This is a genomic window from Roseiconus nitratireducens (assembly GCF_008629675.1).
Taxonomy (GTDB): domain Bacteria; phylum Planctomycetota; class Planctomycetia; order Pirellulales; family Pirellulaceae; genus Stieleria; species Stieleria nitratireducens.
Genome location: NZ_VWOX01000001.1, coordinates 525,869 through 547,861 on the forward strand (window position 1 = coordinate 525,869; position 21,993 = coordinate 547,861).

10 protein-coding genes are annotated in these 21,993 nt (G+C 61.3%); 5 read left to right on the top strand and 5 right to left on the bottom strand.

Going from position 1 to position 21,993, the window contains the following annotated elements; all coding sequences use genetic code 11:
- Positions 1-145: 145 nt before the first annotated feature.
- Complete coding sequence (locus tag FYK55_RS01755) at positions 146-3,541, top strand: PSD1 and planctomycete cytochrome C domain-containing protein (protein WP_150074270.1); 3,396 nt, start codon at positions 146-148, stop codon at positions 3,539-3,541.
- A gap of 22 nt (positions 3,542-3,563) precedes the next feature.
- On the top strand, positions 3,564-4,970 hold the full coding sequence (locus FYK55_RS01760) for a DUF1501 domain-containing protein (RefSeq protein WP_235908344.1): 1,407 nt from the start codon (positions 3,564-3,566) through the stop codon (positions 4,968-4,970).
- Between the two features lie 188 nt (positions 4,971-5,158).
- Here the strand turns inward: FYK55_RS01760 and FYK55_RS01765 are convergent, their stop codons facing one another.
- A complete protein-coding gene (locus tag FYK55_RS01765) occupies positions 5,159-9,631 on the bottom strand; it encodes a PVC-type heme-binding CxxCH protein (RefSeq protein WP_150074271.1) in 4,473 nt (1,490 codons plus the stop codon).
- A gap of 379 nt (positions 9,632-10,010) precedes the next feature.
- On the opposite strand from FYK55_RS01765, the gene FYK55_RS01770 reads away from it, so the two are divergent.
- Positions 10,011-13,064, top strand: a complete 3,054-nt coding sequence (locus FYK55_RS01770) for a PVC-type heme-binding CxxCH protein (RefSeq protein ID WP_150074272.1) — start codon at positions 10,011-10,013, stop codon at positions 13,062-13,064.
- Positions 13,065-13,119: 55 nt separating this feature from the next.
- Here FYK55_RS01770 and FYK55_RS01775 read toward each other — a convergent pair whose 3' ends face one another.
- From FYK55_RS01775 to FYK55_RS01790, 4 genes are all read right to left on the bottom strand, one after another.
- The gene (locus FYK55_RS01775) at positions 13,120-14,256 is read right to left on the bottom strand and encodes a lactonase family protein (RefSeq protein ID WP_161604254.1); all 1,137 of its coding nucleotides are present in this window, start codon (positions 14,254-14,256) and stop codon (positions 13,120-13,122) included.
- 81 nt (positions 14,257-14,337) lie between these two features.
- The gene (locus FYK55_RS01780) at positions 14,338-16,380 is read right to left on the bottom strand and encodes an IRE (iron responsive element) (protein WP_201743587.1); all 2,043 of its coding nucleotides are present in this window, start codon (positions 16,378-16,380) and stop codon (positions 14,338-14,340) included.
- Complete coding sequence (locus FYK55_RS01785; protein ID WP_150074274.1) at positions 16,377-18,269, bottom strand: ABC transporter permease; 1,893 nt, start codon at positions 18,267-18,269, stop codon at positions 16,377-16,379. The genes FYK55_RS01780 and FYK55_RS01785 overlap by 4 nt, the downstream gene beginning before the upstream one ends.
- Positions 18,266-19,189 carry an ABC transporter ATP-binding protein gene (locus FYK55_RS01790; protein WP_390621701.1) on the bottom strand — a complete coding sequence of 308 codons (924 nt, stop codon included), beginning with the start codon at positions 19,187-19,189 and terminating at the stop codon, positions 18,266-18,268. The genes FYK55_RS01785 and FYK55_RS01790 overlap by 4 nt, the downstream gene beginning before the upstream one ends.
- Before the next feature lie 383 nt (positions 19,190-19,572).
- On the opposite strand from FYK55_RS01790, the gene FYK55_RS01795 reads away from it, so the two are divergent.
- Together FYK55_RS01795 and FYK55_RS01800 are read left to right on the top strand one after the other, a co-directional pair.
- Positions 19,573-21,141, top strand: coding sequence for a bifunctional folylpolyglutamate synthase/dihydrofolate synthase (locus tag FYK55_RS01795; RefSeq protein ID WP_150074276.1), 1,569 nt, complete (start codon positions 19,573-19,575; stop codon positions 21,139-21,141).
- A gap of 20 nt (positions 21,142-21,161) precedes the next feature.
- Positions 21,162-21,932: a 4'-phosphopantetheinyl transferase family protein gene (locus FYK55_RS01800; protein WP_150074277.1), complete on the top strand. Its 771-nt coding sequence runs from the start codon at positions 21,162-21,164 to the stop codon at positions 21,930-21,932.
- The last annotated feature ends 61 nt before the right edge of the window (positions 21,933-21,993 follow it).

Consider the following 21,993-nt stretch of genomic DNA (forward strand, 5'->3'; position numbering starts at 1 on the left):
TGCGGTGAACAATCAGCCAAAGGAAGAAGCGGATGGCTGTTTCCGCCGACGATCCCGAGCGATTAAAATGAAGGATCCCGCCTGCCGGGCGTTTCTGCTTGCGTTCCCGGTGTGATTCTCCCTCCTGCTCCGTTCAGCACTTCCAATGCCACGATTTCTGATTGCCTGGATTCTGGCCGTCGGGACGGTCGCCAGCGTTTCGGCTGCCGGACTCTCACCGCAGGAAAAGTTCTTCGAACGCGAGGTTCGTCCGCTGCTGATCGAACGTTGTCATGAGTGTCACGGCGATTCGCTTCAGGAGTCGGATTTGCGATTGGATTCGCTCGAAGCGGTGTTGCAGGGCGGCATCAGTGGTCCGGCTGCGATCGCGGGTAACGTCGACGAAAGCTTGCTGCTCCGCGCGGTTTTGGGCAAGGGCGTCGAGCAGATGCCGCCCGACGAGCCACTGGAGGCTGAGCAGATTGCCGTGCTGCGGCGTTGGATACGGATGGGGATGCCCTGGACTCCCAAGAACGATGCCACGGACCGGTCGGGAATGAAACCCGAGATTGCGTTGGGGGATCAGGAAGCGATCGGCCGTGCCGCGAAAAACCACTGGGCGTTTCAGCCGGTAGCGGATGTCGCCCCGCCCACACCCGTCCCACCGCCGGACGGGACGTTCGCGTCCTGGGGACGCAATCCGATCGATGCGTTCATCTGGCGCAAGCTGCAGCAGCATCGGCTGCACCCCAGCCGGCCGGCGGACCGGGCGACGTTGTTGCGTCGGTTGTCCTTTGACATTGTCGGACTGCCTCCGACGGCCGACGAAATCGATTACTTCCGCGAGGATTCCCGTCCCGATTCGGTTGTCGTTGCCGAGGCCATTGAGCGGTTGTTGGCAAGTGAGCACTATGGCGAACGCTGGGCCCGGTACTGGTTGGACGTCGCCCGGTACGCCGATACCCGGGACTGGCAGGCCCAGGCGGATCTTCGTTACCCGTTCGCCTATACCTACCGCGATTACGTCATTCGCAGTTTGAATGACGACAAACCGTACGATCAATTCATTCGTGAACAGATCGCCGCCGACTTTTTTACCGACGACCCGGACGCGCCGGAGCTTGCTGCGTTGGGATTCTTGACGGTTGGGCCACGGTTTCGAAACAACCGGTTGGAGCAGGCGGCGGACAAGATCGATGTGGTGTGTCGCGGCGTGATGGGGCTGACGGTCGCGTGCGCGCGATGTCACGATCACAAGTACGATCCGGTTCCGATTGAAGACTACTATTCGCTGTACGGCGTTTTTGCCAGCAGCGAGATTCCGGACAAGCTGCCACAGCTCCGCGACGACCAATTTGATCGGAAACTGCGGGCCGAATTCCAGCAAGCGTTGTCCGCGAAGAAGCAAGAGCTGGCGGACTATCAACAGCAACTTCGTCGCGAAGCGGTCGAGACGTTGACTTCGGATCTGCCAATCTACTTGGAAGGTTTTTACCGTTTGAGCGTCGCCAAGAGTCAGCAGGTTCGCGGAGTGATCGACAAGCTGGAACTTTCTGAAACGGCGATCACGCCGCTGGATCGGACACTCAGTCGGCGTTTGCGAGATCGAAGCGATCAAACACATCCGGTGCTTGGCCCCTGGCAACAGGCGTTGTCGGTCGACGAAAAGGTCTTCAAGAAGTCAATCGACCGGTGGCTCCGCGAGTGGCAATCCGGAGATCAGGTCTTGCCGATCGTGGCACAACATTTGTCCGCCGACGCACCCGACAGTCGCCACGCATTGGTGCAATCCTACGCGAAGCTGTTCGAACAGGCTTTGTCGGCCTGGCAGGAGTGGAAACAGGAGCAACCCAATGGGCAACGGCTTCCCGATGATCAACTGGAGCAGGTGCGTCAGGTCTTGATGGCGGAAGATGGTGGCTGGTTTGATCTGGATGTCGACGAAGTCACGGCGGCGTCTCGGCTGTTCGGCAAAGGCCGAAAGATTTTGGGGGACTTCGAAAAGGCGATCACCGAAGTCAAAGCGAATCACCCCGGGTCGCCTCCGCGCGCCATGGTGATCGAAGACGCCGAGCAGATCGTCAATCCGTTTGTGTTGCTGCGTGGCGAGCCGAACCGCAGGGGAGATCGCGTGCCGCGTCAGTTTCCGGCCATTTTGGCTGGCGACGATCGGGCCCCGTTTGTCGACGGCAGCGGACGCCGCGAACTGGCCGAGGCGATGACAGCGCCGGACAATCCGCTGACGTCGCGGGTGATCGTCAACCGCGTCTGGGCACGCTACTTCGGCCGCGGATTGGCGACATCCCTTGACGACTTCGGGCTCCGCAGTGACCCGCCGACCCACCCCGAATTGTTGGACTTTCTGGCGTCACAATTTGTGGAGAACGGTTGGTCACTGAAATGGCTGCACCGCATGATCACGACCAGTCAAACGTACGCACAATCCAGCCAGATGCGGCAACCCGCCTTCGCAGCGGATCCTGAGAATCAATGGTTTTGGAGACAAAACCGACGCCGGCTGGATTTCGAAGCGATGCGGGACTCGATGTTAGCGGTCAGCGGTCAACTGGACCCACAGTTGGGCGGTCGCAGCGTGCATCTGAGTGAGCAGCCCTTCACGCGTCGCCGGACCGTCTACGCCTACGTTGATCGGGTCGAAATGGATCCGATTCTGCGGACGTTTGATTTTGCTTCGCCGACTTCCTCGGCCGCTTCGCGGGCGGAGACCACGATTCCGCAGCAGGCTTTGTTCAGCATGAATCATCCCTTCGTTGCCCAAATGGCTCGGGGGATTGCCGAGCAAGTTGCTGCGGCAGAGAGGTCCCTGCCAGGAGATCAAGTTTCCCAGGGAGAGACCGGTGCCACGTCGCGACAAGTGATCGGACTTTACCGACAGGTGTTCGGACGCCAGCCGAGTGCCACCGAACAACAGCTGGCTGAAGCTTACCTTCGGCAAGCCGCGTCCGAACCGCAGTCGGTCAATCAGACCTGGTCCTACGGTTGGGGCGCCGCGGCGAGCGACGACGGAACCGATCCGACCTTGCATCCGTTGCCGTTTTGGACTGGAAAGGCGTACCAGCCCAGCGAAGCGTTTCCGGATCCGGTGCACCGTCACGCGCGGCTCACGGCCGCCGGCGGACATCCCGGCATTGATGAACAGCATGCCGTGATTCGACGATGGCGCGCCCCCGCCGACGGAATCGTGCGAGTCACCGGGTCGTTGCGTCACAGTCGCGAAAACGGTGACGGCGTGACGGCGGTCGTGCGCCACCAGTCGCAAGACAAGCGGTTTCACGCCCAGAACCGTGAAATCAAAACCGTTGTGCCGCCGATCCAGGTGCAAAAGGGGCAGGTGATCGATCTGGCCGTCGCACCCGGCCCGACCACGACCGCGGACGCATTTATCTGGCAGGCGGTGATCCTGGGAATCGGCGGCGACCTGGCGGGTCAGCGTTGGGAATCGCAACAGGACTTCGGTCCACCGCCACCGCCGCCGCTGGAGCCACTGGCGCAACTTGCCCAGGCACTGCTGTTGACCAATGAATTCCTGTTTGTGGACTGATTCCCCTTTGGCTTGAAATCTGATGAATCAACGACCGCACCTGATGTCGATCGATCGTCGCCAACTGCTGCGACAAAGCGGAATGGGAATCGGGATGCTGGCCCTTTCCGGTCTGCTGAACGACGAGCGTTGCGAAGCAGCGTACTCGCAGGCAGCCAAGGAGCCGCATTTCCCGGGGCGTGCCAAGCGTGTCATTCACCTGTTCGCCAACGGTGGCCCCAGCCAGATCGATTCGTTCGATCCCAAACCGGCATTGAAGAAGTTCGCCGGCAAGACATTGGATCCGAAGCTGGCGCGGGACAAACGCCTGGGGGGCGTGGCGCGCCCGTCGTCCTTCAAGTTTCAGCGTCATGGTGAATCCGGGCTGCAGGTCAGCGAGCTGTTCCCGAACATCGCCCAGCACGTCGACAAGCTTTGTGTGATCCGTTCGATGGTCAGCGACGTCCCGAACCACGAACCGGGGCTGATGATGATGAATTGTGGCGACATCGTTCGCCCACGACCCAGCGTCGGATCCTGGACCCTGTACGGGTTGGGCACGGAGAATCAGTCGCTGCCAGGATTCATCGTGATGTGCCCCAAAGGCTTGCCCACGGCAGCGACCGCCAACTGGCGGAGCGCTTTCCTGCCAGGCATCTTTCAGGGGACGCACGTCGATACGCAGTACACCGATCCGGAGGAGTTGATCGCCAATATCGGCAACGATTTTCTGGTCGGGGATCGCCAGAAACGGCAGCTGGATCTGATCCAGGATCTGAACCAGTTGCACTTGGATCAACGCGGCGAGGACCAGGCGTTGTCGGCGCGAATTGAGTCGCTGGAACTTGCGTTTCGCATGCAGGGAGAATCACGCGACGCATTTGACCTGTCGGACGAGCCGAAACACATTCGCGACCTGTACGGCGACACGCTGCAGGGGCGGCAAATGTTGATCGCACGGCGATTGTCTCAACGCGGCGTGCGCTACGTCCAGGTGTATCACGGAGCGGGCCAGCCGTGGGACTCGCACGCGGCCCTGGATCGCAATCATCGTCGCCTGGCCGGCGAGTGTGACCAGCCGATCGCGGCGCTGCTTGCCGACCTGGAACAGCAGGGACTGCTGGATGAGACGCTGGTCATCTGGGGCGGCGAAATGGGGCGGACGCCGACGGTCCAGTTACCGGTCAATGCCAACACCGGTCGGGACCACCACGTCGACGGATTCACGATCTGGATGGCGGGTGGCGGAGTCCGCGGCGGGATGGCCTACGGGGAGACCGACGAAGTCGGATTGGAGGCCGTCCAAAATCGCATGCACGTTCACGACTTGCACGCCACGATCCTGCACCTGCTGGGATTCGATCACACGCGTTTGACCTATCGCTACGCCGGTCGCGATTTTCGTCTGACCGACGTGCACGGCAACGTCGTCAAAGACATCCTGGCCTGATCAACACTGCCTCCCGGTCAACACTGCCTCCCGGTCAACACTGCCTCCCGGTCAACACTGCCTGCCAGTGAGCACCGCGTTCCGGTCAGCACTGCCTGCCAGGCAACACCGTGTGCCAGGCTCACGAGACGGCATCCGCCGTTCGACGATGACCGGTCCGCCACCGCCGAACGCGCGACGAAACCGGATCAGCCTTCTTCGGAAGACTGCGGGGTTTCGATCGTGACGGCCATCACAATCGGCGCGGTGGCGTCCTCACCTTTGACCAGCTCGATCGATTCGATTTTCTCCGACCGCTCGGGAGCGACCGAGAGGTAACGAATCTGTTGGTTGCCCAGTTCGAAAGCAAACTCACTCTTGGGCACGTCCACGCGTCGAATGTAATCGGCAAAGTGGACACCGTTGATCAGTTCGTGGTCCTCGGTTTTGCCATCGGCATAATGCAGACGCACAATCATCGTGACCGACTTCTCTTGTTCGAACGGAAAGCTCCAGCCGCCGACGCCGCTGAGCAGGTGGATCGCCTTGGCGGCCGTGTTGCACGGCAGCGAGACCGATCGGGGCATCTTCGGCGGCAGGCTGCCGCGGGGGCCGTGCAGCAAGATGATGTTGGGCTGAGTCCCGTTCTTGGGATCGGTCAACAGGAAGGGCACTTGCTCGAACAGCTTGGGTTTCCAGTCCGAAAAGATCAGACGGTCCGGGCCGTTGTCGCTGTCGGAGAACAAGCCTTTGGTGCTGATCGCGGTCGCGTAGCGATCCAGGGGAATCGGCACGTAGGGACCGGAGTCGGTCAAAAACTCCAGCAAATCGGTCATCGCCTTTTTGTTGATCGACTTCTCAAAGCCTTCGGGCATGATCGACTTGGTTGACATCACGAGTTCCTCGATGTCGTCGCGGAGCACACTTTGCCGCTTCCCTTCGGTGTCAAACAGTTCGACAGCGGTCTTGGATTCCGATGCCAACATGCCGCTGAGCACGACGCCGTCGACGGTCAGCACGTTGTAGGCGCGGAAGTTCCCTTCCACATTGCGGCTGGGATCCAAGATGTGGGTCAACAATTCTTCCTTGGGGTGGACGGCCATCCCGGTCAAGTTGGGACCGATGTTGGCTCCCATGTCTCCGTACATGTGGCACTTGGAACAGTGTTCTTTGAAGACTGCTTTACCGGCGGTGACATCCCCTTCGGATTTGGTTGACACCAGGTAGTCATTGAGTACTTCCTGGCGATCTGCGTTGGGCAGCGATCCGCCCCGTTCGAGAATCTCCTTGGCCCGCTCGGCGATCTGTTGGCTGGGGTGCGAACGAAGCGATTGCTTTTGATCCAACGCCAGTTGGTCCAGTGAGACGGTTCCGGCGTCGGCCGCGTCCAGCAGAGCCATCGTCGATTGGGGGCGACGCAACAGTTGCTCGTAGGCGACTTTTTTGACGCCAGGAGTCAGCGTCCCCAGCCGGCTGACGATCTCTTCACCGATTCCGTCCCAGCGACAGGCATCGAAAGCTCGCATGATTCCGGCTGCCACTTCGGGCGGCGTTCGCGGCGTGACCTCGTCGAGCAAGTCGACGGCGGTTTCTCGGTCATCCGGCATGAACTCGATCAATTGGTCGGCGGCGGTGATCCGGGCCCGGTCGCCCAGGTCTTGGTCGCGCACCTGTTTCAGCAGGGAGTCGGCAATCTCTTTCTGGTAACGGCGAAAACGTTCGCTTCCCCATTGCCCGGCCAGCTTGACCAGGGTTCCACGCGACGCCGAAGGCAGCCGCTGGATCATGGATTCCAATTTGCTTTCGGTTGCGTCCGCCAATTCAATCTCGCGGTCGGCTTTCCAACCGCGGCTGACGCCTTCCAGCACCGCAGCGACCACCCGCGGGTCGGCATCCGAGATCGCGGCAAGCAGCTTTGCCGGATCGCTGCCAGATTCGCTTCGCGTGTGGTGTTCGGCGACCAGTGCGACGAGTTCCAAGACGCGGTTTCCGGCCGGTTGCAGATCAGCCAGCGAGGTCAGGAAGGCTTCGCTGTTGTGCGCGGCCGCCGAGGTGATCGCATCGGGGATCCAGCGGTCATTCATTTCGTTGGGGTCATTCAGCAGGCTGCGGATGGCCCCCGCGGCGGCTTCACCGGCGGGCAGATCTGCCATGGCCAGGATCGCCGCCAGACGGACATTCGGATCGTTGTCTCGATGCAAGCCGGCGTCGACCAACGCTTGGACCGACGCGGGCAGCGGCGGCAGCACCTGCAAGGCGTTGCGGCGAACCCCCGGGGACGGGTGCTGGAGCGCGGCGAAGACGGCTTCATTGACGTTCTCGTGGGAGCCATCCAGCAGACCCAAACCTTGCAACGTCCACAGGGCGTGAATCGCACCGACATTCAAACCGATTTCGTCCACTTGGCGATCGGCAACCAAGGCCAAAAGGGCATCGACCACATCACTTTGGCCCCGTTCGACCAGCAACCGTTGGGCATGCTTTCGGACCAACATCGTCGGATGTGTCAGCGTTTGGACCAGTTGGTCCGCGTCGGCGGAGGACAGGTCCGGTACCGGCGATCCGGTCGAAGAATCGGCGACGACTCGATAAATGCGTCCGTGTTTTTTGTCGCGCAGATCGGTCTCGTAGGCGGCGCCTCGGCCTGTTTTGAAGCCGATCGGCGTCGGGTTGTGTTGGACGATGAAGTTGTACCAATCGATCACCCAGACCTGACCGTCGGGGCCGACCTCGGCCATGATCGGTGCGGTCCATTCGTCGTCGCTGGCGAGCAGGTTGAACGGACTGGTCGAGTGGAACTCGGTGCCGCGGTGGTTGAGCACAAAGCTGCCGACCAGGTGCCCGGTCGGACCGTTGACGAACGCGACGCGGTTCCAGTATTCGCGCGGGTACTCACGGGCCGTGTACAACGCGTGCCCGGCACCGGCCGTGTAACCGCCGTGATGATCCACCTGCCGGACCTTGTCCGTGATGGGTGAGAAATTATTGGTGTCGGCGATGGAGTTCAGCGTCAGCGACGGAGTCCAGCCCTGCACCTGTTCGTAGTAACGATTGGGAATCGGCATGTAGACGCTGGGGCAACCGTTGGCTGTCGAGCCGAAAATCAATCCCTCCTCGCTGATGCCAAGGCCCCAGGTGTTGTTGTTGGTGGATCGGATGAATTCGATTTCGGATCCGTCCGGACGGATCCGAAAGAATCCCATGCGAAAGCGTTGCGTCCGCTGGTCGTTGATCACGGGGGCGGAGTTGTTGTAGCCCTGCATGGCCCAGATCCAATTGTCCAGACCGTACTGGAAATTGCTGACGCCGCCGTGGGTGTCACCCAGTTCCCAGCCTTCGATCAACACGTCGCGCTGGTCGGCTTTGTCGTCGCCGTCGGTATCTTTCAGAAACAACGTTTGCGTTCCGTTCTGGACCAGCACGCCACCGCGGTGAAAGGCCATCGTGGTGGGAATGCTCAATTGCTCGGCGAACACGGTGAATTTGTCGGCCCGGCCGTCGCCGTCGGTGTCTTCGCAAATCCGGATGCGGTCGCGGCCCTCGCCGCTGCGACGTAGCTCGTTGGGATAGTCATAGGTTTCCGCAACCCACAGGCGGCCGCGTTCATCCCAGGCCATGCAGATGGGCTTGCCGCCCAGATCCGGCTCGCTGGCAAAAAGTTCGACGTGGAAACCTTCCGGAACGACCAGGTGCTTGATCGACTCTTCCGGCGGCAACGGTTTCTGCATCAAATTCAACGGTTCGCCCTGGGTGCCCCAACGCGATGAAGGTGTGTAATTGGGGATCTTGCCGCCCACGTCGACGTACTCGAAATCGGCGCGATCGGTAGGCATCTCCGTCATCTTGGGAACTGGGAACGGGCGCTCCGCCTGGTAGGGGCCGGCAATCTGCGGGTCACCGCCGGCAGCCCAGCGGATTCCACGCTCGACCAGATTCTGAAAGCCGGGATGAGTCCAGGTGCGCTGGTCGTGTCCCCATGCGGTGTAAAACACGCGCCCGTCTCCTTGCGTGCGGACCCATGTCCAAGGTTCGCGGCCTTCGTCATCGACACGGTACGAAAGGACGGTGCGATCCTTTTCATTGTGCAGGTGGTGCACGTAGGTTTCGTCCCAGCTTTCAAAACCGCCGAAGCCTTTCATCACCGGATGGTCGGGCGCGGCAATCTCCGTCCGGAACACACCGGTCCCGTGTCGCTGAAACTGTCCCCCCATCAACGCCACCACTTCGGGCGAGTTGCGGAAGCAATACGTCGCGCAGTGCAGCGGCACAAACCCGCCCCCCTCGGCGACGTACTGCAGTAGCGCCTCGGCCTGATCCGGCGCGATCTCGTCAATGTTGGCGTACAACAGCAAGGCGTCATAGCGTTTCAGATTGGGCAGGTTCAAGTCACTGACGCGATCGGTGTAGGAAAGCTCGATCCCCTGCTCTTCCAGGTAGGGCTGCAGTTCCAAGAATCGACGTTGCGGTTGGTGATGACCGTTGTCGCCCAGGAACAGCACGCGCAGTGTCGTGTCGGCCTCTTGCGCGGCGACCGGACCGGTCAACGCAAACGGCCCGATCGAACCGAGGGGGCCAACGATCGAGAACACCACCAGGGCCAGCAAAGCCCACAGCGTTCCGGAATGACCAGGGAGAGGGAGCGATCCGGCGGGGGCGGAGCCCGAAGGTATGAAGCGATGCATCAAAAAGAACTCGCGGTGTTGAGTCGAAAAATCTGTCGACACGTGCGGCGGCCGTCACGATCGATTCTACGTCACATCCCCTGCTCGGGTGCCGGAGGAAGAGACGGATTCGAGACGGCCGGGAAGAACCATTCCACGCGTGACCGTTGCCGATTGAGGAGCGAAGGAATAACCGGGAAGCGGCGACGGCAATCACGGGCAACCATTGTAACCGCCAACCCGTCGTGTTGGCGACATGTCGGGGGCGAACCGACCCGGTCCGATTTCACCACGCTGCGTTGGCTATACTCATTGGCCCCCACCCGGTCAGCGCGGCGACTGCGCATGCCCCCGCCGGGAATCCCCCGCCTCCACTCCGCGATTGGCCCGCTAAGTAGTCATGCGACGCAACTGGACTTTGGGTTCGCTCTTGTGCGTGATTTTGCACGCGTTTTCCACCACCCTGCCGGCCCAGGAAGAAGACAGGCCCACGGCGGTTGCCGGCAACGATCGGGTCGAGTCGATCATCCGGTCCTTCACGCCACGCGGGGCGCTCCAAGACGACTCGCAGCCGACGCCCCCGGAAATCGCCGCCAAACAGTTCCGCCTTCGCGACGGCTTGGAGTTGGATTTGGTGGCCGGCGAACCGGCGATCTCGCAGCCGTTGTTTCTGTCCTGGGACTCCCGTGGCCGCATGTGGGTCGTGCAGTATCGCCAGTACCAGTATCCCGCGGGGTTGAAGGTTGTTCGGTTCGATCAATACCTGCGAGCAGTGTTTGATCGTGTTCCCCAGCCGCCGCCGATGGGAACGCCCGGAGCCGACCGCCTGACCGTGTTTGAAGACACCGACGGCGATGGCCGGTACGATCAAAGCAAAGACGTGCTGACGGGATTGAACATTGCCACCTCAGTGCAGGTCGGGCCCAAGGGGATCTGGGTTTTGAACCCGCCCTACCTGCTGCACTATCCGGACAAGGACCATGACGATGTTCCCGACGGAGATCCCGAAGTCCACTTGTCCGGGTTCGGGCTTCAAGACACGCACTCCGTCGCCAATAGCCTGACCTGGGGGCCCGACGGGTGGCTGTACGGCGCCAACGGTAGTACCACCGCCGGTACCATCAGTTCGCAAGTGACCAAAGGAGTTCGCTTTCAAGGTCAATGCATCTGGCGGTATCACCCCGAAACCAAGGTCTTTGAAATCTTTGCCGAGGGTGGCGGCAACACGTTCAGCTTGGAAATCGATTCGAAGGGCCGTGTGTTTTCCGGCACCAACGGTGGCAGCAAACGCGGCTATCACTACCCGCAAGGCAGCTACGCGGACAAGAACTGGGGAAAACATGGACCGCTGACGAATCCCTACGCTTTCGGTTACTTCAACGGGATGGGGTTCGAAGGCGACGCGCGGCGGTTCGCGCAGGCATTCGCGATCTACGAGGGTGGGCTGTTTCCCGAATCGATGGACGGAACGATCGTGGCGCCGAATTCACTTCACAACCTGGTTTGGAACAGCAGTCGGATTCGCGACGGATCGACCTATCGCACCGTCGATCGAGAGAACCTGGTGGAAACCGATGACCGCTGGTTTCGTCCGGTGTATTGCGGTGTGGGGCCTGATGGCGCCATCTACCTGGCCGACTGGTACGACACGCGGCTCAGCCATCTGAGCCCGGTCGACAATTGGCACAAGGAAAGCGGACGGATCTACCGTCTGCATCCCGCTGGCACGCGGCCCCGCTACGAAGAAGGCGATTTGCGAACGCTGCCAAATGAAACGTTGGTAGCCAAGTTCGATCACCCCAACAAGTGGGTTCGTCGGCGAGCCGCGTTGGAGTTGGGATGGCGTGGCGATTCCGACGTGCTGAATCTGCTGGAAGATCGATTGGAGCAGGCCGGGTCGCTGGAAGCCCTGTGGGCGATCCACCTGATGGGCGAGCTGACGCGTGACCGCGCCGTGAGTTGGTTGGAACATTCCAACGCCGACATCCGCCGCTGGGTCGTGCGTCTGTTGGGGGATCGCCACGAAGGTGTTCCGGAAATGATTTCCATGACGGAACAGGAATCGGACGTGCAAGTGCGCTGCCAATTGGCCTCGACCGCGGCTCGGGTCGATGCGGTCACAGCCATGGGGATCCTTGACCAGCTTGCGAGACACGAGGAAGACCTGCGTGATCCGCATTTGCCGCTGTTGTGTTGGTGGGCATTGGAGGCCCATGCGGAGGACTGGTCGGCGGTCGCGAATTTGCTGTCGGACGACACGTTTTGGGACACTCCGCTCGCTCGGCAATCGTTGCTGAGTCGATTGATGCAGCGGTACGCGGCGAGCGGATTACCGACCGATTTGAAACACTGTGATCAACTGATCGCTCTGGCGCCGACCGCCCAGGCCCGCGAGATCTTGCTGACCGGTTTGAACAAGGCGTTTCAGGGAAGAAGCATGCCGGAACTGCCAGATCGACTCGCCGACGCCCTGGAGACGTATCTTCAATCCCGAGGCAGCGACGCGGCGGTCTTGGCGCTGCGGAGTGGGCAACCGGGCGCCGTCGAATCGGCGATCAAGTTGCTGGGAGATTCGACAACCGAGCTGGGGATTCGAATCGAAGTCGCCCGCACGCTCGGTGAGCTCCGCGAAGACCGGGCGGTTCCCGCGTTGGTCCGCTTGGCGACCGGTCGTGACACGTCCGAACCGGCATTGCAACGCGTCGCGATCACCGCCTTAGCCAGCTACGACCAGCCGAACATCGCCGACCAGCTGATCGGATCTTTCTACAGCCGTATCTCCGCCGAACATGGGCTGCGTGATGCGGCGTGTCGAACTTTGGCCAGTCGAAAGGCCTGGGCCGGACGACTGTTGGACGAATTGACCGAGTGGCGACTGAAGCCGTCGGAAGTCCCCGAGGACGTGGTTCAGCTGTTGCGAACGTACGAGGACGCCGAATTGGCCGATCGGGTGCGGCAGGTGTTCGGTGAACCATCGAAGGTGTCCGCCGGCGAGAAGATCGCCGAGATCCATCGGCTGACCGAGTTGCTCGATCATTCGTCCGGCGACCCAAAAAGGGGACGCGAGTCGTTTCAAAAGAAGTGTGCCGTCTGTCACCAGTTATTCGGCGAGGGCAAGTCCATCGGCCCGCCCCTGGACGGATACGAACGCGGGAGCTTGAAATTCTGGCTGCCGGGAATCGTCGATCCCAGCTTGGAAATCCGTGAGGGTTTCCAAAGCTTCAAAGCCTTGACCGACGACGGCCGCGTGTTGACGGGAATGATTGCGGACCGGAATCCCAATACGGTGGTGTTGCGAACCGCGGATGATCAGACCGTCACGTTGGCGCGGGACCGGCTGGAAGCATTGGAACCGATGAAGACCTCCTTGATGCCTGAGAATCTGCTCGGTGAATTGAGCGATCAACAGCTTCGAGATCTGTTCGCCTACCTGATGCTCGGTTACCGACGCTGAGCTCGCCGGGGCATGCAGCTGCAGACCGTGGCCCGCGGCAACAAGCGGGGGCACGTCAACGTTGCAGAAACCGCACATTGACCGGAGACCCGATTTGGATCTGATGTCCCGTCGATGACAGCTGTCCGGTTTTCGGATCGATCGCCAGGGTCACGACCGTTTCAGAACGTTGATTGCCCACCACCAGGTAGTTGCCGCTGGGCGTGATGCCAAAGCCCCGCGGAATCTCGCCTTCGGTGGACTGATTTCCCAGCGCAGTCAGACTCATCGGGGCCTCGTCATATCGGAACATGGCAATCGAGTTGTGTCCCCGATTTGAGACGTAGACGACGTTCTGGCTTGGATGGACCAGGCACTCCGCGGTGCTATTGCCTTCGACGGCGTTGTCCGAGGGAAGCGTCGAAAGAATCGGCCCCACCGACAACGTGCCTTCGGAGGGTGCGTAATCCAACATCGCGACCTGGGAGGTCATCTCCAAATTGGTGAAGGCAATTTGTTCGTCCGGCGTCAGGCAAAAGTGTCGGGGACCGCTTCCCGGCGGCAGTGCTACAAAGGGTGGGGACGACGGCGTCAACGTTGCGGATTGCGGATCAACGTCGTACAGCCTGATTTGGTCCATCCCCAGATCCGCGACAAAGGCCTGCGTCCCGGTCCGATTGAAATTGACGGAGTGGGCGTGGGGAGCCGATTGACGACGCGGGTTCACGCCGCTTCCACCAACATGCTGGTGGAACGAAGCGGTGGGCCCCAGCGAACCGTCCTGGCGGATCGGAAACGACGCGCAGCTTCCGCCACCATAGTTCGCGACCGCGACGCACTGGCCGGTCGGATCAACGGCCACATGACAGGCCCCACCGCCGCCGGTCCGCCGCGTGTTCAACTCCTTGAGGGTGCCGTCAGCATGGATGGAATAGGCAATCAAGGCCCCGGAATTCCCTTCGCCGTCCGACACCTCCGAGACGGCGTACAGCGTTTTGCCGTCGGGATGGATCGCCAAAAACGAAGGGTTCTCCGCCGTCGCAGCCAATCGCGGAGCTGACAGGGATCCGTCCGATTCGTCCAGCGTTGCGACGTAAATGCCTTGGCTGGAGGTGTCGCCACGGGTGTAGGTCCCGACGTAGACAAGTGTTTCGGCGCCAACCTTTGGCACCATGCAGAGCAGCAGCAGAAGTGGGGCGAGACAGGCACGCATGACGGTGACTCCAGTAGAGGGAGTCGCCGATTCTAGCATCGCGGCATGGGCGATGAGGGTGCGACGCGATTCGGAAGCTGATCAGCCGTTGGCGGCCTCGTCACCCTCCGGTTCCGACTCGGTCGATGCTTCGGGCTCTCCGGAATCACTGTCTGCGGAATCACTGTCTGCGGAATCACTGTCTGCGGAATCACTGTCTGCGGAATCACTGTCTGCGGAATCACTGTCGGCGGGCTGGTCGGCGTCTTCGGCGCCGTCGGTTGCCTTGTCGTCGGTGTCCGATGAGTCATCGCTGGGCGAGTCATCGCTGGGAGAGGCGTCAGTGGGCTCTTCCTCGGCAGCCGGCTCAGCAGTCTCGGCTGCGTCCTTTTCGGTCTGATCCTTCGGGGCGTCGGTGCTGCCGGCGGGTTTCGCTTCGGATTCCTCGTCGGTCCCGCTATCCGCTGCGGGTTGCTTCTCGTCCATGGGTGCCGACGCGTCGGCCGCGGCCTTGGCCTCCCGTTGGCGTTCTTCGGCCTCCAGTTCCTTGCGGCGTTTTTCCGCCAGCAGCTTTTGCTCCTTGCGAACCTTCTCATAAAGCGCCGCATCGTTGATGCCCTGGCCCTCACGCATCATCTCGGCAAACGCTGCCAGGGGGAAATCGGGCGGCAGGTCCTGGGAGTCGATTGCGATCATGTAGCGACGAATCGAGGAGAACAGGTCTTCGGCCGAATCATCGATGGTCAGGATCGGGTAGTCGTCAAAGATTTCTGCCCAGATGGCGAAGGCCTGTTCGTAAAGATTGATCGCCCGATCCAGCTCGGCATCGGCGTTCGCTTTCTCGGCTTCGTAGATCAGTTTTCGGGCCCGGACGGTCCGCTCTTCTTGTTCGGCCAGGGCCAGGTTTTCCCAGTAGGGGTAATTGATCTGGTTGCGGTAGCCGTCGGTCTTTTGCATGCGGGCATCGATGTCCGCAATCTCTTTCTTGATTTGCATCGCGGTCAGCTGCTTCCCGGGAGGCAACTCCTTAGCGATCGTTTCCATATCCGGTTCGACCGACGCCAGGATGTCGGGCGCCGCGGCGTTGCCGGCCGCGGTGCGTTCTTCGGGAGACTTCTCCAGAACCTTTTTCAGGTCGTCCGGAAGGGCGTCGATGTTGCGTTGTTTGGCTTTCTGGTAGGAATCACCCGCCAGCCGTCGGAACTGATCGATCTTGTCGTTCTTTTGTTCCTGCAAGTCTTCCAGGCCGCCAAGTTTGATCGTGAAAGGCGACGTCGTGGGGATGCTGCGCTGTCCGAAGCGATCCCAGTCCTCGGAGGCTTTGGTCCAGGCGCGTTCGGCGTCCTGGTTCAGGATGCCTTCCTTCTCGATCGCTTCGGCGTGTTTGAACGACCACTTGGGACCGGTTTCGTAAAAGTTCAGCGGCGTTTGGCGGCGGATTTTGACTCCGGCATCGACGATGTCGTAGCCGCGATTGAGCCACAGTCGTCCGACCAACCAGTTGTCCGGCTTACCCAGCGGTCCCAACGCTTCGTTGCTATCGACGGCAATGCCTTCGGCGGCCAGATCGTTGTGCAACACGGTGTCGTCGGCGAACAGACGCCGAAACTGTCGCTTTTCGTCCGACATGCCTAGCTTTTGGCCATAGAACCAGCCGGTGTACCAGATCAGCCGCGGGGCTTTGCGGTTTTGACGCACGCCGCGGGTCAGGAACTCGGTACCCTCGCGGACCATTTCATAGCGTTGGCGGTAGTCGTCAAACTCCGCCGATACGTTGTACGCTAGGTTGTGCGCCTGGTGTTCCCAGACCTTGTCGTAGTGTGGTTGCAGCAAAGCGATGTTGTTGAGAGCCGCTTTCAGCCGGTCCCATTCATGCAACACACGATACTCGTGAGCCTTTTCCCACAGCAGCGTTGCGGCGACGCCACGCAAACCCAGCGAAGCAAGTTTCATCGTTTCGCTGGCCGGGCTGATTTCGCCCAGGTCGCTTTCGGCGATGCCGTAGCTCTCGCGCATCGACGCGAGTTGACCGCCGGAGTTCGGCGTGCCGTCGGACGGTTGCCCCAACAGGAAAAGTGGGACCAGGGTCGCCACCAAAATCACGATGTAGATGATCTTGCGACGAAAAGCATTCGTCTGGTTCATGCCGCGATCTCGCGAGATTTCAAGAAGAAGTAACTGATCAGGAAAGCCAGCAAGCAGTAGCCCAACGTGGCGACGGCGTGTCGGCCTAGGATCGCATTGAAGATGTCAAACCCGCTGGCGGCGTATTCGGCGGTGCGAACCATTTTGGGCAGGTTCGGCAGGGCGGTGGCAACGGCGTCCATGGTGTAGACGATGATCGCGTCGGCCGACTTGATCAATGTGTTGGCCACGCCCTCCACGTCCAACTCGGTCGTCATCGCGTCCTGTTTGACCAAACGCACCAGCGATTCGATCGGTCCGCCTCCGCGTGAGACGTTCGAATCGATGTAGTGTCGCGTGTCGTAGATGCTTTCGGCGGAAAAGCCCAGCAGGACACAAACCGCCGTGGCGACCATCGCCACCGGACCGCTCAGAAACGTGCTGAACATCACACCAAAGGCAATCACCATCGTCATTTGCAGCCAGATCGACAGGTAGGCTTTGGTCAAATTCCATTCAAAGCTGGACTCGGCCGGGCGCAGGTAGATTCCGCTTTTGGTCACGCCCAGGTACTGGCTCCGGTCCAAACACCGCAACACGATCTGCAACCGACCGTCCTCGGTGACCAGGTCGTCAAACACCTGCAGCGTTCGCGTTTCTCCGTTGGCATCGGTGCCGCCGATTTCCAGCGGCAGCGTGCGCTCATCGACTTGATATTCGTCGACGATGAAAGCGATCGGATTCGATTCCGCCTTCGTGTCCGGGTTGCGCATGGTCAGCGAGCCGCGGATCCCGGTTTCGATGTCGCCTTTGTAGGAGCGATAGGCTCGGATCGACATGTCGACCGGAATGCCGTTGGGGTACCGCGCCTCGGTCACGTCGTCGAACGTGAACTCCGCAGCACCCAAGGTGCCGCCCTCGACGTATCCGTGTTCCATCTTGCGAGTTTCTCGGGCGACGCCGATCAACCGCGAGATGCCCAGGTTGCTGTAACCGCCGGCCAACCGTTCGGCACCGACGTCGATTCCCGCGTCTTCTTTCTCACCGCTGCGGTCGTAGAACTGAATCGATCCGTAGGACGGGATCCGGGCCCGCAGGTGTCCGGTCGGCGGGCCGACGGTGAAGGTGGCGTCATCGACACGCGTGACGACGTGTCGGTGCCCACGCACGAAATCGGTCAGACCTTGCGTTTCCCCCGGCTCGATCGTGAATTGATGGGAGTGACGGCGGACGAAATCGGTTTCGCCGATGATCCGGCCGTTGTCCTCTTCCGCCTCGACGACTTCCTGGTGCGTGTGGTCCAAGCCGCGTTTGACGAAGATGTAGCTGGCCAGGCCCATCGGGACCAACATCACCGTCCCCACGCCGATGAAGCCCAGCATCCGTCCGAGCACGATCTCGGTCGCCCGGACCGGCTTGGTGACGATCGTGTAAATCGTCCGGCTCTCGATGTCCTGCGGCAAAGAAAATGCGCTGATGAACAACGCCAACGCCAGGATCAGGTAGTTGGTGGCTGTCAGGACGAAGCTGATGTAAAGGCGCGCCGGATCGTCGCTTTCGGGATTCAAATACCATCCGGCAAGTAACAGGATGACGACGAACAGTCCGATTACGAACAACACCTTGCGGCGGATCGCCTCTTTGAAAGCCAGTCGCGCCAGCGCGTAGATACGCCCGGGGCTGGTGCCCGGAAGGTCGGACACAAAGAAGTCACGGATCGCCCGGGCTACCGCATAGAAACCTTCGCCCGGACCATAGCGGGCCGCGGAAATGACGTAGGCCACGATCAATCCCAGGACGATCGCCAGGATGATCAGCACGATTCCCTGCAACAGGGCGCTTTCCAAAAACGCGCCCGGCCGCAGCAGCCACTCGTAGAAACTCCAGAAATCATCTGGTTGCAATGTCATGACGAGGCGCTCTCCGTGTCAGATCCTTCATCGGTCGGAGCGGATTCGGGCGATGCCGAGACACGGCGAGCCCCGGGTCGGGCTTCACTTTCGCGGACGATGTTCAGGAACAGGTCTTCCATCGTCGTGGTCGGGTTGTCGATCGACTTCAGGTCGCCGCCGTGGCGTTGGATCACTTCCGCGATCTCGCGTTTGGCGTCCTCGCTGAGCCCGCTGGCGTGAACCTCGGTGACGTCCTGGACCTTCAGCAAGTCGGTGACGCGTCCGAGTTCCTTCAATTCGCCCTGGTGCAGGATCGCGACGCGGTCGCAAACGTCTTGGACGTCGCCCAGTTGGTGGCTGCACAGCAGGATCGTCTTGCCCTGGTCCCGCAACGCCAGAATCAGGTCCTTCATCTCGCGGATCCCGATCGGGTCCAAGCCGGTGGTCGGCTCGTCCAACAGGATCAGGTCGGGGTCATTGATCAGCGCCTGAGCCAATCCGACCCGGCGACGCATCCCTTTACTGTACTCACGCAGCTGGCGGTGCCGGGCCCCCTGCAGACCGACCAGTTGCAACAGCTCCTCGATCCGCTTCTTGCGTTGCTCGCCCGACATGTCGAACAGGCGACCGTAGAAATCCAGCGTCTCTTCGGCATTCAAAAACTGGTACAGGTACGACTCCTCGGGAAGGTAGCCGATGTGTTCGTTCTTCTTTGTCTCACTGGCATCCTTGTCAAACACCAGCACGCGGCCGCTGGTGGGGAACAGCAGGCCCAGCACCAGTTTGATGGTGGTCGACTTGCCGCTTCCGTTGGGCCCCAGCAGCCCGAAGATTTCGCCCTTGCGGACCTCGATGTCCAGCGATTTAAGCGCGTGGACCTTCTTGCGGCCCCAGAAATCCTTGTAAATCTTGCTCAGGTTGCGAGTCTCGATCACCACGTCACCGGGATTCTTGGTGGCCGCAGTGACCGCTGCCGTCGTTTCGCTGTCTGGTTGAGTGCCGTCACCCGATTGGGCGACCGCCGTTGATTCGGTATCCACGAACAAGGACTTCCGTCGAAAAGGTCAGAAATGGGGCGGACGAATAGCCGGAAATGATTTCAAATTCCGCCGGGAAAATCGAGGGCTCCCAGAGCTACGCGGGTGGTTCGCGGACGGTTCGAAGTTTTTCCCGGGCCGATTCCGATGCGGGGGATGTTGCCCGATCGGGGATCTTGCTTGAATTGGGCCGCGTTGCCAACCACCGGTCCCTGCGACAACAATGCCGCCGTTGACCTGACGAAAGACGCGTCGTTGACGAGCCCCCCGGAACTGAAAAACCGTTGAACGACCTGCCGCCCCCAGACCGACCGCTCCAGCCCGCCCGATCTGTTGGGTCCGACCGCTATCGCCGGGCGCTGGCGTTTCTCTACGACCGGATCAACTATGAACGTGGCGGCGGTCACCAGGACTACCAGTTCCGGTTGAAGCGGACCGCGGAACTGTTCCGGCGCTTGGGGCTGGGCGGCTACCTGCATCCCGAAGGCAACGCCGCGACCGGCCACCCCAAAGTTCCCCTGGTGCACATCGCCGGGACCAAGGGCAAGGGTTCCACGGCCACCATGGTCAGTGCCATCCTGACCGCGGCCGGCTATCGCGTGGGGCTGTACACGTCGCCACATTTGACCGACTTGGAGGAGCGGTTTCGCATCGATGGCGAGCCCTGTTCACCCGATTGCCTGATAGATCTGGTCCGGTCCGTCGCTCCGGTGGTCGAGTCGATGGATTCCCAGGGGGATGCCGACGAATCGGCCGGCGGGATGTTGTCGTTCTTTGAGCTGACGACGGCGATGGCTGTCTACCACTTCGACCGCAGCGGGTGTGATGTGATTGTGTTGGAAGTCGGGCTGGGTGGGCGGCTGGACAGCACCAACGTTTGTGCCAGCAGCGTTGCCGCGATCACCTCGATCGGGCTGGACCATCAGCGGGTGCTGGGCGAGACGATCGCCGAGATCGCCGGCGAGAAAGCCGGGATCATCAAGTCCGCCGCCCCGGTCGTCAGCGGAGCGATCACCGCGGAAGCCGCCGACGTGATCGCTGCGGCGGCCGACCGCAACGGCGCGCCGCTCTTTCAACGGGACCGTGATTTCTTTGCGTCCCACGAACTGCCGCTGGAGCAGGGCAGCCGGTTCGAGTTCCGCGCCGCAGCGGAGGAGCTTCGCGCGGCCGCTGCCGACGACGACCGGCTGATCGTCGATGTCCGGCTGGACGGACGTCACCAGGTGGAAAATGCTTCCCTGGCGATCGCGATGGTGCGTCTGTTGCAGGAGACGTTTTCGGTCGACGACCAGGCGATTCGGCGTGGGCTGCGGCACGTCCAATGCATCGGGCGGATGGAACGCTTTGAAGTCCCGCCCGGGGTCCAGGTGGTGGTCGACACGGCGCACAACCCGGATTCGATGCGGGCCCTCAAGCGGACCCTGCAGCGTCGACGGGCCGTCGAGGAGGGCTCTCCCGGCAAGCTTCGCGGCCCGGTGGTCGGTGTGGTGGCCATCAGCCGTGATAAGGACGCCGCCGCGATGATCGACGAAATGGAGGGGGCCTTTGATCAGATCCTCTGCACGCAATTCACGACCAACCCGCGGTCGTTGTCAGCACAGCAACTGACATCCATTTGGCGTGGACGTCGCCCCGAGATCGAAATCCAGTGCCAGGCAGATCCTGCGGTCGCGTTGGCCGAAGCGGTGCGGTTGGCTGCGATCGGCGGGACCGTCGTCGTTTGCGGATCATTTTTTCTGGCCGGACAGCTGCGTCCGGAGTTGGAACGACTGGCCGCGACCGCCGACGCGCCGACGCTGGTGGCCACCCGTTGTCAGACGGATGTGGACTGCTCGACCACCGATTCGCCCTGACGCCGTGCGAGGATCGGGAGATGCGCGATCAGATCACCAGCCGTTCTTCCAGCGGACCGACGGAATCGGCGTCGGTTCACATCTGGCACGCCGCTGTTTCGGTGGACGCCCCCGGGGCCTTCGAGTCGCGCTGCGAGCAGTGTTTGCCGATCGAAGAGGTGCGGCAGGCCGATCGATTTCGGCGGCCGACGACACGCAACCAACACGTGGTCGGCCGGGCGATGGCCCGCCGGTTGTTGGGAAGTCAGGGCATCCGCCCGGATCAGATCCGGTTCGGGATCGGCCCACACGGCAAGCCGTTTGTCACCGACCCGCCCCAAGCTTGTCAGCCGTTCAACATCGCCCATACCGACGGTCTGGTGCTGTGCGGCGTGGCCGACCCCGCGGTCGAATTGATCGGGGTGGATGTGGAGTGTCTGGACCGGCGGACGTCGACCGAGCTGGCCGAGCGATACTTTTCTCAGCCGGAGGTGCGACTGTTGCGGAGCTATCCGCGGGGCGAGCAGCAAATGCGGTTTCTGCAGATTTGGACGCTCAAGGAAGCCTACATCAAAGCCATCGGGACCGGTTTGCACACGCCCCTGTGCGATTTCTCATTCGAGTCACTGGACGCGGACCGTCCCACCATCCGCTTCCTGTCTTCGGACCTGCAGGACGGTCGCCACTGGCAGTTCGTCTGTTTTCGACCACGCGAAGGGTTCATCGCGTCGGCAGCGATCGTGACGCCTGATCCCCGGCAGCCGCCGGACATCCGTTGGTTGCCGTTTGAAGATCTGGTGATGATCGATTAGCGATTCGCTGATTCTCGAACGCCGGTTTGCAACAGGTGGCATACCTCCGTAGCCGCCGTCG

Coding starts and splice junctions, on each gene's coding strand:
- FYK55_RS01760 (WP_235908344.1), top strand. CDS start 3,564: ATGAATCAACGACCGCACCTGATGTCGATCGATCGTCGCCAACTGCTG.
- FYK55_RS01775 (WP_161604254.1), bottom strand. CDS start 14,256: ATGCGTGCCTGTCTCGCCCCACTTCTGCTGCTGCTCTGCATGGTGCCA.
- FYK55_RS01765 (WP_150074271.1), bottom strand. CDS start 9,631: ATGCATCGCTTCATACCTTCGGGCTCCGCCCCCGCCGGATCGCTCCCT.
- FYK55_RS01755 (WP_150074270.1), top strand. CDS start 146: ATGCCACGATTTCTGATTGCCTGGATTCTGGCCGTCGGGACGGTCGCC.
- FYK55_RS01770 (WP_150074272.1), top strand. CDS start 10,011: ATGCGACGCAACTGGACTTTGGGTTCGCTCTTGTGCGTGATTTTGCAC.
- FYK55_RS01785 (WP_150074274.1), bottom strand. CDS start 18,269: ATGACATTGCAACCAGATGATTTCTGGAGTTTCTACGAGTGGCTGCTG.
- FYK55_RS01800 (WP_150074277.1), top strand. CDS start 21,162: ATGCGCGATCAGATCACCAGCCGTTCTTCCAGCGGACCGACGGAATCG.
- FYK55_RS01780 (WP_201743587.1), bottom strand. CDS start 16,380: ATGAACCAGACGAATGCTTTTCGTCGCAAGATCATCTACATCGTGATT.